General features: G+C 69.4%; 10 protein-coding genes. 2 read left to right on the top strand and 8 right to left on the bottom strand.

What is annotated here, in order from left to right; genetic code table 11:
- Nucleotides 1-22: 22 nt before the first annotated feature.
- The 6 genes from DAT35_RS38575 to DAT35_RS38600 all read right to left on the bottom strand — a co-directional run bounded on the left by DAT35_RS38575 (nucleotide 23) and on the right by DAT35_RS38600 (nucleotide 8,179).
- Nucleotides 23-913 (bottom strand): dihydrodipicolinate synthase family protein, encoded by an 891-nt coding sequence (locus tag DAT35_RS38575; RefSeq protein WP_108074280.1) that lies wholly within the window; start codon nucleotides 911-913, stop codon nucleotides 23-25.
- Entirely contained in the window at nucleotides 910-2,187 is a 1,278-nt protein-coding gene (locus tag DAT35_RS38580) for an FAD/NAD(P)-binding oxidoreductase (protein ID WP_108074281.1), read from the bottom strand. Before DAT35_RS38580 ends, DAT35_RS38575 begins: the two co-directional genes overlap by 4 nt.
- Complete coding sequence (locus DAT35_RS38585) at nucleotides 2,180-2,449, bottom strand: (2Fe-2S)-binding protein (protein ID WP_108074282.1); 270 nt, start codon at nucleotides 2,447-2,449, stop codon at nucleotides 2,180-2,182. Before DAT35_RS38585 ends, DAT35_RS38580 begins: the two co-directional genes overlap by 8 nt.
- Entirely contained in the window at nucleotides 2,442-3,581 is a 1,140-nt protein-coding gene (locus DAT35_RS38590) for an FAD-binding oxidoreductase (protein WP_108074283.1), read from the bottom strand. The genes DAT35_RS38585 and DAT35_RS38590 overlap by 8 nt, the downstream gene beginning before the upstream one ends.
- A complete protein-coding gene (locus DAT35_RS38595; RefSeq protein ID WP_108074456.1) occupies nucleotides 3,578-4,516 on the bottom strand; it encodes a proline racemase family protein in 939 nt (312 codons plus the stop codon). The genes DAT35_RS38590 and DAT35_RS38595 overlap by 4 nt, the downstream gene beginning before the upstream one ends.
- 144 nt (nucleotides 4,517-4,660) lie before the next feature.
- On the bottom strand, nucleotides 4,661-8,179 hold the full coding sequence (locus DAT35_RS38600) for an AAA family ATPase (RefSeq protein WP_108074284.1): 3,519 nt from the start codon (nucleotides 8,177-8,179) through the stop codon (nucleotides 4,661-4,663).
- Between the two features lie 193 nt (nucleotides 8,180-8,372).
- On the opposite strand from DAT35_RS38600, the gene DAT35_RS38605 reads away from it, so the two are divergent.
- Entirely contained in the window at nucleotides 8,373-9,584 is a 1,212-nt protein-coding gene (locus DAT35_RS38605; protein ID WP_108074285.1) for a hypothetical protein, read from the top strand.
- A gap of 149 nt (nucleotides 9,585-9,733) precedes the next feature.
- Nucleotides 9,734-10,429, top strand: coding sequence for a hypothetical protein (locus DAT35_RS38610; protein WP_108074286.1), 696 nt, complete (start codon nucleotides 9,734-9,736; stop codon nucleotides 10,427-10,429).
- A gap of 24 nt (nucleotides 10,430-10,453) precedes the next feature.
- Here the strand turns inward: DAT35_RS38610 and DAT35_RS38615 are convergent, their stop codons facing one another.
- Together DAT35_RS38615 and DAT35_RS38620 are read right to left on the bottom strand one after the other, a co-directional pair.
- Nucleotides 10,454-12,172 carry a radical SAM protein gene (locus tag DAT35_RS38615; protein WP_108074287.1) on the bottom strand — a complete coding sequence of 573 codons (1,719 nt, stop codon included), beginning with the start codon at nucleotides 12,170-12,172 and terminating at the stop codon, nucleotides 10,454-10,456.
- Between the two features lie 51 nt (nucleotides 12,173-12,223).
- On the bottom strand, nucleotides 12,224-14,107 hold the full coding sequence (locus DAT35_RS38620) for a methyl-accepting chemotaxis protein (protein ID WP_146210073.1): 1,884 nt from the start codon (nucleotides 14,105-14,107) through the stop codon (nucleotides 12,224-12,226).
- Between the last annotated feature and the right edge of the window lie 10 nt (nucleotides 14,108-14,117).

Here is a 14,117-nt window from a genome sequence, read left to right on the forward strand (position 1 = left end):
GCGTGTCCTCGTGTGGGCGTGGCTACAACGTGGGCCGGTGGGCCAGGGCCTCGCGCAGCACGCGCAGGCACTCCTCGCGCTCGGCGCCGGCCAACTCCAGACGCGGCGGACGCACGCGCTCGTGGCCCCAGCCCATCTCCTGCTGCACCAGCTTGATGAGCTGGACGAACTTCGTGACGGTGTCGAGCCGCAGCAGCGGCAGGAACCAGCGATAGAGCGCGAAGGCTCCGTCGTGCTTGCCGGCGCGAGCCAATTCATACAGGCGCACCGACTCGGCCGGGAAGGCGTTCACCAGCCCCGCGACCCAGAAGCTCGCCCCCGCGCTCACGCCCTCGACCAGACAGTCATCCACGCCCACGCCCAGCGCCAGCCGGTCCCCCAGCAAGGCCCGGATGCCCGTGACGCGGCGCGCGTCGGTGGAGGACTCCTTGACCGCCGCCACGTTGTCGAAGTCGGCGGCCAGCTCGGCGATCTGCGCGGGACTGAAGTCGGTCCGGTAGGCCACCGGGTTGTTGTAGAGGAGGCACGGCAGCCGGGTGGCGCGAATCACCGCCGACAGGTGCGCCTTCATCTCTCGCCAGTCGCTGGAATAGACATACGGCGGCAACACCATCAGCCCGGAGCAACCCGCCTCCTCGGCGGCCTTCGCGAGGCGCACCGCCTCCGCCGTACCGAGCGCGGCAATGCCCGGAATCACCGGCGCCTTCACGGCCTCGACGCAGGTGCGCATCAGCGCGGCCTTCTCCTCCAGGCCCAGGGTCGCGCCCTCTCCCAGGGAGCCACAGGGGATGATGCCGGTACAGCCTTGCGAGACAAGCCAGCGCACGTGCGCGCGGACCGCTCCGTGGTCGATGGAGAGGTCCGTGTTGAATGGGGTGGTGATGGCGGGAAGGACGCCGGTCCAGAGGCTCATGATCTTCTCTCCTGGGTTGAGGGGATCTCTGCCGGCAGGCGAAGGCTGCCGACTCGTGCGGGAAGACAGGGGGGGCGCACGTCGTCGCCGGCCCAGCCGAACAGGGCCTCGGCGGCGGGCCCACAGGTGCGACCCTGACAGGCGCCCATGCCGAGCCGCGCATACAGCCGGGCCTCGCGCAGGTCGCGGCAACCGTCCAGCGCCGCGAGCGGGACGTCCTCGCAGCGGCAGAGCAGGGTCTCGGGCGTGGCGAGCCGCTTCAGCTCCGCACGAGGCGAGTAATACCGGTCCAGCAGCCGGGCGAAGGTCCGGGCCCGGTCCCATGCTGTCCACAGGCCATCGGGAATGGCTCGGTCCGCCGCCGCGAGGCCGGCGATCTCCCCGGTGACAAGGGCCTGGTCCACTCCGCCGATGCCGAGCAACTCACCCACCGCGTGGACGTGGGGGACGCTCGTTTCCATGCGCTCATCGACGGCGACCGCCCCGGCCGACACCGCGCAGCCCACCAGCCGCGCCAGCTCCAGGTTGGGCACCAGACCGAAGGCCGCGCCCAGGTAATCGCAGCCCATCCGCTCCTCCCGGCCCCGCACCGACAGGCGCACGTGCTCGAGCCGCCCGTCCCCCTCCGCGGCCACCACCCACGCATCCGTGGACGTGGGCACGCCCGCCAGCCCGGCCGCCAGCCCGGCCCCCTGGAGGAGCTTTCCCGGATGGCGCCAGAGCTGGAGGGCGAAGCCCCAGTGACTCGAGGCCGGTGCCTGCTCGGCCATGAACAGGACCTCGCCGCCTCGCGCGTGCACCGTCGCGGCGGCAGCGAGCAGCAAGGGCCCGGTGCCAGCCAACACCACGCGCTTGCCCTGGATGGGCAGGCCATCCTTGACGAGGACCTGAAGGCCACTGGCCCCCATGACGCCAGGCAGCGTCCAGCCAGGAAAGGGCAGGAAGCGCTCACGCGCGCCCGTGGCGAGCACGAGCCGCCCGTAACGCACGGCGAGCGGAGTCTTCCCTTCCTCTGTGAGCAACAGCCCCGGCTCGGGTGCGGCGACGACGCGCGTCCCCGGCCGGAACCGTGCCCCCGAAGCGGCGAAGCGGCTCAGCCATTTCCGGGCCACCGGGTTGCCGCCATGCCGCGTCTCCCCGCGCCAGACCTGCCCTCCAGGAAGGGGCTGCTGCTCCACGACGAGCACGTCGAGGCCAGCCTCGGCGGCCCGGCACGCCGCCGCGAGCCCACCGGGTCCAGCGCCGACGACGAGGACGTCACACGCCTCACGCATCGGTCACCACCTCCAGGTCATCACGGCAGGGCGTGAGGCAGGTGAGCACCTCGGGCTCGCCGTCGATGGTGGCGCGGCACTCGAAGCACACTCCCATGCCACACAGGGGCGCACGGGGGCGGCCCTTCAAGTCGCGGCGGCTGATGAATCCCTCCGCATGGGCGAGGGCCGCCGCGACGGTGGTGCCGGCGGGAACGGTGACGGTCCGTCCGTCGATACGCAGGGTGACGGACCCAACAGCGCTCTGCTTCGCGTCAGGCATGGAGGGCCTCCGCCGTGCGCGCCCGCTCCAGGAAACGCGCCGGCTCATAGGGCTGGACGGGAATCGCGCTGGCGCGGCCGAGCATCCGGTCGGTCAGGAGCCGGGCACTGCCGGTCGCGGTGGTGATGCCGAGCCCCTCGTGGCCGCACGCGAGCCAGAGCCAGGGCTTCGCCGGATGCGGTCCGAGCAGGGGCAGACCATCCGGAGTGGCCGGGCGCAGGCCGGTCCAGATGCGCAGGGCCTGAAGGTCCTTCAATCCCGGCAGGAAGAGCTCCGCGCGCTGGAGCATCCGCTCCAGAATGGAGGCTTCCACCTCACGGCTCGCCACGCCCGGCTGGCGCGAGGAACCCAGCAGCAACTGGCCCGTGGTGCGCGGCTGGGCATTGAACGCGACCGAGGCCCCTTCCGTCCCGTGGGCGCTCTTGAGATAGCCGAGCTCCACGAGCTGGTGGTGCACCACCGGCGCGCCGCGGCGGGTGATGAGCAGGTGTCCCTTGCGGGGCGAGATGGGCAACTCCGGGCAGAGCGAGGGGCTCGCGACACCCGCGGCGAGCACGATGCACCCGGAGGCCAGGACATCACCGTTGGCGAGCAGGACGGAGCCCTCGCGGAGGGTCCGCACCGGGGAGCCCGAAAGCAGCAGGGCGCCCCGGGACTGGGCTCGAAGAGCGAAGGTGCGCGCGGCGAGCGGAGGGTAGAGCACGGCATCCCCGGGCACACGCAACGCGCCCACGAGCCCCGGTGCCAGGGCCGGCTCGGCCTCGTACAGCGCGGAGGCGTCCAGCACCTCGGCGCGCAGTCCGGCCGCACGGTAGTTCGCGGCCTTGGTGGCGACGGCAGCCAACTCCTCCGCATCCGCGGCGAGCCAGAGCGTGCCGCAGGCGTCGTATTCCACCTCGGGAGGCAGGTGCCCGGCCAGCTCGCGCCAGAGCGCCACGGAGTAGCCCGTCAGCGCGAGTTCCGCCGGGTTGTCGTCCATGGCGACCAGATGGCCCATGCCACAGGCCGTGGTGCCCCCGCCGATGGAGCAGGCCTCCACCAGCGCGACGGACATCCCCTCACGCGAGAGCGAGTCCGCGAGCGCCGCGCCGACGATGCCGCCGCCGACGATGACACAGTCGAAGGCGCTCATCCGATGCCCCAGGCGAAGGGGTCCTCGGGATGCACGAGCAGCGTCGCCTCCGCGTTCACCGAGGCCGTGCCGGTAATGGTGGGCAGGACGCGCTCGCCGTCGCGGACGTAGCGAGCCTCGAACCGGCTACCGATGATGCTCTCCTGCACCCAGGTGGCGCCCTCCGCGAGCAAGCCTTCCGCGGCGAGGCAGGCGAGCTTGGCACTCGTTCCGGTGCCGCACGGGGAGCGGTCGTAGGCGAGGCCCGGACAGAGGACGAAGTTGCGCGCATCGGCACCGGGCGCGGGCGAGGGAGCGAACAGCTCGACGTGGTCGATCTCCGCACCGCCCGAGCCGGTGATGCCATTCGTGGCGAGCGCGTGCTTGATGGCGGACGCGTAGTCCGTCAGGGCCGGGATGTTCCCCAGCTCGAGCGGGACATGCCGGGGAGCCCGCGAGAGGAAGAACCAGTTGCCGCCCCAGGCGATGTCACCCCGCACCTCGCCGTAGCCGGGCACCGCGAGGGCGACATCGTGAGCGAGGCGGTAGCTCGGCACGTTGGCGATGCTGACCCGCCCATCCGCATGCAGGGTGGCCTGGACCACGCCCACCGGAGTCTCCAGCGCGTGCACGCCGGGGCCGATGCGGCCCAGGAACTCCAGCGTCTTCACCACGCCGATGGTGCCGTGGCCACACATGCCGAGATAGCCGACGTTGTTGAAGAAGATGACGCCGGCCACGCACCGGGGAACCGAGGGGGTGCACAGCAGCGCGCCCACCATCACATCGGAACCACGTGGCTCACAGACAATGGCCCTGCGAAAGGAGTCGAACCGCTCGCGAAAGCGCTCGCGCAGGGTCTCCATGTCGCCGGCCCCCAGCTCCGGGCCCCCTTCCGTCACCACACGGGTGGGCTCGCCACCGGTATGACTGTCAATGACACGAATGCGCCGCATGCCGCCCTGGGTCTTGGACACCATGGCGGCACCGTACGGATTGCGGCTCGCGATTTCTTGCGCGTTTCAGCCACGCTGGCGGGGCAATCCTGCAAATGCGCGAGCGTCTGGATCGCCGCGGAGCTTCCTCAACTTCTCAGGGGCTCATGGGTTGCAGGCCCGGGCCAGTTCGGCCTCGGTGCGCGCCAGATCAACGGCAGCCTCGAGCCGTTGGAAGAGCTCCCTGGCGCGCAAGAGATGGGCCTTGCGCTCGGGAGCCTCTGGGACCAGGTGCCGGCCCAGCTCGAGCAGGGCCCTGCCTTCCTCGTAGGGCATCGCCAATTCCACGGCGCGCTCGGCGCAGCGCCGCCAGGTCCGCAGCGCCACCTCGGTCCGCCCCGAAAGCCAGGCCTCCTGCCCGTTGCAGAGCAGGGAGACCGGCTCTCCGAGCGGGAAGGCCCGGGCGAAGGCCCGCAGCAACTTGCAGGATTCCTTCGCGGCCCGCGCCAACTCCCTCGCCTCGGCGGATGGGCCGCCCGGCGCTCGTTCCCATTCCGCCAGGTACACCTCGGTGACCATGCGTATTCCGCTGACCAGGAGGCTGACCACCGGCCTCATGCCCCTCATCAGCGCGAACCCCTTGGCTGCCATCTCGAGCGCGCGCTCCCGCTGCCCGCCGCGCGACAGCGCCAGGGCCAGCGAGCCGTAGAGCAGGATCTTCTCCGCGGCGTTCGCATGTGGCTCGTACCCGGGCAGCACCTGCTCCAGCTCGCGGATGGCTTCCGCGGTGTGGCCCAGACGAACGAGGCAGCGCGCCCTCTGCATCGGTCCCCAGTACAAGCTCTGCACGGCATTGCGCCTTCGTGCGGAGCGCTCGAGCTCATGCGAAATCTCGACACCTCGGCGGAAGCTGCCCTGGTAGTAGAGCGAGTTCGACAGCATGCTGCAGACCTGCTCGAACTGGCGGAAGTCCCTGGCGGTGCTGGCAAGCTCTCGGGCTTCCTCCACCCATGCCCCCACCTCCTTCCAACGGGCTTGACCGATGCCACAGATGCAACAGCGCACCAGGACGTAGATCACGCTGTCCGCGCCCCCCACCCGCCTGGCCATATTCAGAGCTCGCTCGCACCAGGCATCCACCCTCGGCCGCAAGGGAGGGATGGAGTTGAGCACCGTTGCCATGATGGCGTAGGCCCGCGCCAGGTCAGGCGAAGGGCCCGCGGGCTCCAGCAGGTTGACCAGCCGGAACGTCGACCAGATGGCGCGCAGGGGATTCTGCTGGAAGAAGTAGATCTCACTGAGTCTCGTCGTCAGGTGCCCGACCTCGATGCGCAGCTTGCGGCGCTCGGGCGACTGCTCCTCGAAGGACTCGGGCAGGGTCGCCTGCACGAGCCGCACGAGCAGCTCGCGGGCGAGGCCCAGGCGCCAGCCCCTGGGGCTCCTGGGCAGCGGCCAGCCCAGGTTCTCCAGGGCCTGCCCGGCATGCGTGACGCAGGAGACCGTGTCGCCGATGAGGTAGAAGGTCTCCGCCAGCCGCTCCTGCAGATGGCCGATGTGGTGCGCCTGCGCGGCCCTCGCCCGGGCAATCTCCAGGGCCCGCTGGAAATAGGGGATGGCCGCATGGCAGGCATAGACAGACATGGCCTGCGCTCCCGCCCGCTCCGCGTAATGGGCCTCCCGCTCCGTGTCACCCGCCTGGCCCCAGTGGTAGGCGAGCGCCGCCAGCCACTCGGACGCGTGGGGATGTGCTGCCTCGATGGAGAGCGCGGCCCGGTGGTGCAGCGCTCGCGCCTCGTCCCGTGGCAGGCTCGCCAGTGTGCCCTCGCGCAGCTTGTCGTGGGCGAACCGCCACCGCCCATCCGCGAAGTCCAGCACCGCGGCGCCCGCGCAGTCCTCCAGCCACCGCTCCAGGTCCTCCTCGGGCGCGCTGGCCCTCAGCACCGCCAGGTCCAGGTGGCGACCCACCACCGCCGCCAGCCGCAGCAACTCGCGCGCGGAAGCCGGCACCTTGTCCAGCCGCCGCTGGATGATCTGCCGCACGCCTCCGGCGAAGACCCGCTCCGGCAGTGGCACCGCCCCAATCCGCTCCAGTTGCCCCGCCTCCTCCGCCAGCGCGCGCACCACCTCCACCAGGAAGAAGGGATTGCCCTCCGTCTCCCGCAACAGCAGCTCCAGTACCTGCGGCGCGCGGCCGGCCTCGCCGATCATCGACTCGCTCAGGCGCGCCATCTCCTCCGCCTCGAGCCGCGGCACGCCCAGCACCCGCATGGCCGGCAGCTCCTGGGGCAGTCCGGGCCGCTCGTCATCGCGGTACGTGGCCACCACCAGCAGCGGCAGCGTCGCCGCACGCGCGGACAGCCGCGCCAGCAGCCGCGTGGACTCCGGCCGGCCCCACTGCTGGTCCTCGAGGAGCAACAGGGTCGGCTGGCCGATCCGCTCGAAGAGCGCCTCCACCACGCTCATCAGGCGCTCCTGGGCGATGTCACCTGAGATCTCCAGCGCTTCCGGCACCCGCCGCTGCAGCAGCGTCTCCAGGTTCGGCACCAGGGACTTGAGCACGCTGGCCTCGAAGTCGTCTGGCTCGGTCAACAGCGCCAGCCAGGGCAGCACCGGCCGGAAGTCCTCATACGGGCTGCCTCCGCTGCTGACGGCCTGGCCACGCAGCACCACCGCCCCACGTACCATCGCCAGCGTGCGCAACTCCTCCACCAGCCGCGACTTGCCCACCCCGCTCTCTCCGCCCACCAGCCACGCCTCACCCCGGCCGGCCAGGGCCCGCTCCAGCGCCTGCTCCAGCTGTTCGCGCTCGCGCTCCCTGCCCACGAAGCGCGCCGCCCGCAGGTAGCTCTCGCGCGTGGCCGTGGTCTCGAGCTGTACCCGCTGGCCGGCCAGCTCCCGCAGGCCCTTCAGCACCTCCTCGGCGCGCTGGTAGCGCTCGTGCCGGGCCTCCGCCATCAACCGTCGGAGGATCTCCACCAGACGCGGCTCCGGCGCCCGAGCCCCCACCACCATGCGCTGCGCCATCACCCCCACGCTGTACAGGTCCGAGGACTCCGAGGCCGGCTCGCCCTGGAAGAGCTCGGGCGCGATGTACCCCCGCGTGCCCGAGACCCCGCGCGCCTCGCCTCGCTCGCGTGCCAGGGCCAGGCCGAAGTCCAGCACCTTCACCTGCCCATCCACCACCAGCACGTTGCCCGGCTTCAGGTCCCGGTGGATGAAGCCCCTGCGGTGCATGTACGCGAGCGCCTGCAGCAGTTGCACCAGCAGATCGATCTGCACCATGGGCGGTTGGCCTCGCCCCGCCTCCACCAGCGTCTTCGCCCCCGCCAGCAGCTCCATGGTGAGGTAGGGCCGCAGCTCCTCGTCAAACCCGTAGTCCAGCACGTGGATGACGTGAGGGTGGCGCAGCGAGGTGAGCGCCTTGAACTCGGCGGCCAGATCCAGGGCCGTCTCACGCGAGAGGGTCGCCGTGGTGGAGTCGGGAGAGGCCTCTAACTCCAGGTCCATCACCGAGCGGTGCAGCCGTTTGAGTGCAATGGCCCCGCCCAGCCGATCCAAGGCGCGGTAGACGGTGCCCATGCCTCCACGGCCGACGATCTCCTGGAGCTGGTAGCGGCGGCCTACCAGTGAGCCCCGCGAGCTGTCTCCCGTGGCCTCTACCCTCTCGGTACCCGCGTGCCGCATAGGTCTCCCACGTCAGGCGGCCTGCCTCTGGCCTGGGGTCTTCACATCCCGGAATGCCAAGACGGGCGCCATCCTACCGGGACGATTTCCGGAGCGCATTCGCGCCGCGCTTCAATTCCAGGTGCGCCTCGTGTCCCCCTCCCCTCCCCTGAAATATTGGAGGGGCTCCTGCCACCACTGCAGGATGAGGGGCATGAACCTGACCTCCCTCCTCTCTTCCCACCTCCCTTCTCGCGGTGCGCTGCTGGCCGCGAGTGTCCTGTTCGGCGCCCCGGCCCTGGCCGGAAGTTTCGTGTACGCGGGCAACTCTGGTGGCACGGGTGTCACCGTGCTCGGCATGGCACAGCCCGATGGCATCGAGGCGCACCCCTCGGCGGAGAACCCCATCATCCAGGGCCATAACCTCTACGCGCCGGACCTGGTGCGCAACGGCGGCGTGTGGAACCTGTACTACGGCGGCTGGAAGAACAGCTCGGATGGCAACGACCGCATCTACTTCGCCGTCTCGGACGACCTGCTCTTCGAGGGCCCCTGGTCCGGCCAGTCCGTCATCATCGATCACGGCGCGTACATCCACGTGAATGACCCGTCCGCGCAAAAGCGTCCGGATGGGCGTTGGGTGATGGCGTACACGGTGGCGAACCAGGTGGGCTCGGACTACCGGGACTGGATTGCCGTCTCCACGAGCACGGATGGCGCGGCGTGGAGCCCGTCCGTGGCCACGTCCAGCACGGAGATTCGCATCACCAACGCGAGCTTCTCGGACATCGCCCGGCCGGCGCTGCTGTGGACGGGCAGCGGGTGGAAGCTGTGGTTCGACGGACGCGTGGACAACGGCGCGATGCACTCGTACCTGGCCGAGTCATCCGAGGACATTCCGCGCAACTTCACGCTGGTGCAGAGCTACGCGGACGTGGGCGGCTTCCCGGGCTTCATGGAGCCGGACGTGGAGCTGGTGAACGGGCGCTACGTGGCGGTGGTGCAGCGCAACTTCGCCACGCTGCACAAGCTGGAGAGCACGGACGGCCGCACCTTCACCGAGGTGGGCACGTTCCTGTCCGCCGCCTCGCCCACGTTCGGCCGCAAGTACGTGAGCAACCCCGGGCTCGTCTACGACAACGTGGAGCGCGTGGTGAAGGGCGTGGGCTTTGGCATGACGGACAACTCCGGCCTGACGGACCACGACATCGGCTTCGCGTACACGCAGTACCGGCTGAACGTGCTGTCCTGTCCGAGCACCTGGCACATCTACACGGTGGGCCGCTACTTCGATCAGGCCCAGCAGCTCACCTTCGGCAACGGCAGCTTCTGCCAGCTGAAGGTGGAGGACCCGCGCACCGGCCAGGTGCTCGCGAACCAGCCGGTGAGCTCCGTGGCGGGCGACATCTGGCGCTTCGTGCCGTAGCGCGGGTGACAATTTTCGCCCAGGCAGTGACGCAAAATGTCCGCTGTCCGCTGTCCGCGGCCCCGTCACCGAGAGTGGGAGGAGGGGCGCACGGTGCTGGCCTACCCGGTGCATCACCGGGCAGGCTCACCGCGCCGAAAGGGCTCGACATGTGCCGCAACCCGCTGCTGCTCCTCCTGGTGCTCCTCACCGCATCGGCCGCTTCCGCCCAGGACGACGAGGACGACGGGTACGACGAGGAAGAGGCCCCGCCGATACTCGAGGGCTCGGGCCGCATCTCGTTCCAGACCGGCTGGCGGTACACCCCCAACACCCGGTTCTATGATGAGTACTATTCGCAGACGGGGAACTTGCACCTGGAGCGCTCGGAGGGGGCGATCGGAGGGCCACTGCTGGCGGCCACCTTCGCGTATTCGCCGCTGGAGTGGCTGGAGCTGGGAATCGATCTGTCCGCCACCTACGAACGAATGCAGCTCACCGGCAAGCCAGGGCTGAACGCCATGACGCTTGGAGCACTCGCGGGCCTGCGCTTACAGAAGCGGCTGGAGATAGGACCCGCGGGGCTGGTTCCCTGGGTGGGAGTCATCCTCGGGAACCTGTTCGCCGCCTCGTACTTCGATGGAGGGCGCTCGGTGGAGACCGCCGCCGGGGCGCTCGGAGGTACGGTGGGGGCGACCCTGAGCCTCGGCGAGACATGGGGGCTCACTCTCGAGTACCGGCAGATCCTCGCCAAGGGCGAGGCGGAGAAGATAGGCGTTTACGATGCAGTCGGGAACTGGTTCTCCGTGGGCGTGACCTACCTCATCCCATCCGAGCCGGATCGGCCCATGAAAAAACTCTTCTAGCGTCCGGCCGGGGGTCGAAGAACCTCACGCCGGCTGCAGGAAGCGTCCGCCGACGAGGTGCTCGATCACCTCGCGTGCCGAGTGCGGGTCGAGCTTCACCTTCGCCCCCAGCTGTGCCACCGCGGTGGCGACCGTCGTCGGGCGCTCGAAGGCGGCCAGGGTGCTCAGGAGGACCCTCCCGTCCTCGCCTTGATCCAACGTTGGCTCGGTGAACTTTCGCGGGCTGACCGACGGGGCACAGGCCAGGCCCGTTCCGTTCACCGACCGCACCACGGTCACCGGTTCCTGCGCCACCTTCGCGGGGACCCGGTGATGTCCCAACCAATCCCCGAGCTTGAACTGCAGTGTCGAGGGGGCCGTGTTCAACAGGCGCGTGCGTCCGTTGAGCTCGACCCTTTGCTTCGCCGCTTCGTGCTTCCGCGCGAGGGCATCCACGTGCTCCGACGTGCGCTGCACCGCCTTCTCGAGCGCCGCGTCGCGGAAGCGCAGCATCGGCACCGACACATCGCCTGGCTCGCGTTGCTCGAAGTACTCGAGGAACTCCGAGAACGTTCGCGCTTCGGACACCATGTCGAACCGCGCGGGGTGCTCGGTGGCGAGCGCTCCGGGCTGCGCTTCGAGCCGCTGATAGCCCACCAGACAGTCGAGGCCGATCACGCGCTTCACCAGGCGGACTTCCTCTTCGAGCGTGGCGGCACTAGCGAAGGGGAGGCCCGCGATGCCAGAGACCTCGACGTCCAGGTTCTTGTGGCGACGGCAGTGATCGATGGTCTCGAGGAGCTGGGAGTCCGATGAGCACGGCTTGAGCAGACCGCGACGCATCTGCTCGTGCCGCTGCTGTTCCGAGAAGCAGCCGATGTCGAGCACCATATGGACGTGCTCGAAGCTCTGGGCCAGGGCGTCGATGAGCTCCATCCGGGGCACTCCCCACAGGAAATACATGCAGGAGTGGCGTGAGAGATCGACCCCCGCCCAGGTGCTCTGCAGGAATTCCGCCGAGCTTCCCGAGAAGTCGTAGCGGAACTGCCACGTCCGGTGGGCGATCTCCTGGTGGTCGCGGCGCACACTCTCCTCGGCCCGGAGAAACGGCTTCGCGCGTCCGAAGGCCGCCTTCTGGTTGCCGCGGGCCCCACCGCAATAGAGGCAGTTCTCGCCGCACCCCTTGCCGGGCGCGACCCACCCCGAGAAGGCATGGCGATCCTGGTGGCTCAGGAAGATGTCTTCGAAATGCGAGTAGTAGACGTCGTCGCTGTTCGTGGCGCCTTGCACGTACTCCAGGGGCAGCCGCGTTGGAGTGCCGTCTGGCCTCCGGGTGACGCAGTTGGGCGGGGAGGGCTCACCCTGGCAGAGCGCCAGCAATGGCCGCTCGCCATCGCCCAGGACGATGTGATCGATGCAGTCGAACGCGTGCAGCTCCCGCCACCAGTACGACGCGGTGTTGCCGCCCACGACGATTCGGATGTCGGGGTCGATTTCACGCAGCATCCGGGCCAGGAGCAGCGCGCGGTGGACGTGGTGGAACCATTTGAGGCTGATCCCCACGAGCCGGGGGCGCACACGGGCCACCAGGGCCTCGAGCGAGCGCATCACCTCGTCCTCGGATTCGTCCCCGTCGTAGAGCCGGACGAAGGCCTCGATTCCGCCGCGTCTCAGGTAGCCCGCGAGGTAGAGGATCCCGCAGGTGGCCTCGCCGGTTCCGGCGCCGAGAAGGAGGACTGGAGAGAGAACGCGGCGGCCATTCATGAAACGAAACCCTACCTCAAGCCCAGCCTGGGGCATTGCGCTGGCGATGGCTCATCGGCTTGGAGAGGGAACAGCCCGGTGAGCCCTGGGTCCCAGGCGGCCTGGGGCAGGCTCCATCCGCTGCCGATGCTCGTAGGCACGCGCGAGCTGGGTCACCTCGTCCGACACCGACTTCAGCATCAGGGACGCCTGCTGGGTCGAGTCGATGCGGCCGACCGTCTCTTCCATGATGAAGGAGAGCTGCTGGATGGCGGTGAAGATCTGCGAGATGCCCTCGTTCTGCTGGCGCACGGTGACGGAGATCTGCCGGACGCTGGAGGTGCTCTGCTGGATGATGTCGGACACCTCGCGGAAGTTGTCGCCGGAGCGCCTGACCATCTGCATTCCGTCCTCGAGCTGCTGCGTCCCCTTCTCGCCCATGTCCACCGCGTCCTCGATGGCGATGCGGATCTCCTCGAGGATGTCCCGGATGCGGCCCGTCGCGTTGATCGATTGGTCGGCCATGCCACGGATCTCCCGGGCGACCACGGCGAAGCCCTTGCCGTGCTCTCCCGAGCGGACGGCCTCGATGGAGGCGTTGAGCGCCAGCATGTTGGACCTATCCGCGATCCCCTTCACCGTCGAGGTGATGAGGCCGATCTGCTGCGCGCTGCCACTCAGGCGGGACACCTTGTCGAGCATCCCATCCACGAACTGGCGGATGGTGGCCAACCCCTCGAGGCTCTGTTGCAGGGCCTTCTCGCCAATGCGGCCCAGCTCCTCCACCCGCGCGGCCACCTGCAGCACGGCCTCGGCCTTCTGGGCGGCCGTCTCCGAGGTCTGCTTGATCTCCTCGGACGTCACATGGGCCTCCTGGAGGGCGGAGGCCTGCTGGGTGATGCTCTGGCGCTGCTGCTCGGTCGCGCTGCTCAGGCTGGAGCCCGCCTCGGACAGGCGGCTGGCCGAGGATTGCAGCGTGCGGGGAATCTCGCGCAGCTTGACGAGCACGGTCTTCATGCCGTCCGCCAGGTCTCCGGCCTCGTCGGTGGAGACCCACGCGGGCGCCTCGGGAGCCCCGGTGGCCAGCGCCTCGATGGCCTCGTGCACCGTGTTCATCGCCCGCGACTGCCGCCACACCTGCAGCCACGCCACCAGCGTGGGGCAGATGAAGACGAGCGCGAGGAGGCCCAGGAACGGCAGGCCCAGCTCCTTCACGAGCTCCCCCGAGGTGTGACGCATCTGCTGGGCCAGGAGCGAGGAGCCCTCCGCCTCGAGCGTCCGGGCGAACTGCTCCTGGACCCGGTTGACCTTGATGACCACCACCACCCCGGCCAGGAAGAGCGTGGAGATCAGCGCGCTGGCCACGGCATAGGGCAGGTACCAGGACTGGCGCGGCCAGAAGTAGCCGCTCGCGGTGACGCGCGAGCCCCCCAGACGCTCCTGCTCCGCCAGGGCGTGCTTCATCGTCCAGTGCTCGATGATGGGCACCATGGGGATGGACAGCAGGACGCCGAACGCGGTGGCAATGGCGGTGACGGGAAGGACCGCATCCAGGCTCTGTCCCGTCATCAGACAGACGCCGAGCATGAAGGTGGCACCGGCGTGGAACCACGTGAACTGCACGCAGAAGAAGGCGATGCGCGAGGGCATCTTGAGGATGCGCACCAGCCGGCTGCCGTCACCATCCGAGGGCAGGACCTCGAACGTGTGCCGCACCAGGAAGCGCAGCATCAGGAAGAGCACCAGGCTGGCGTTGATCACCACCACCACGGCCAGCATGGCGAGCACGGCGCGCACGTCCTGCGGCCGCTCGAGTCCCACGAACAGGCTCGCCGTATAGGTGGAGAAGGGCGTGATGGGAATGTTCGAGCCGATCAGCAACAACAGGATGCGGCGCACGAGCGCCCCCTGCTGCCGCGCGTCCGCCATGTCCACCGTGTTCATCTGACGAGTCACCTGCGACCTC

The organism is Vitiosangium sp. GDMCC 1.1324, from assembly GCF_003044305.1.
GTDB lineage: Bacteria > Myxococcota > Myxococcia > Myxococcales > Myxococcaceae > Archangium.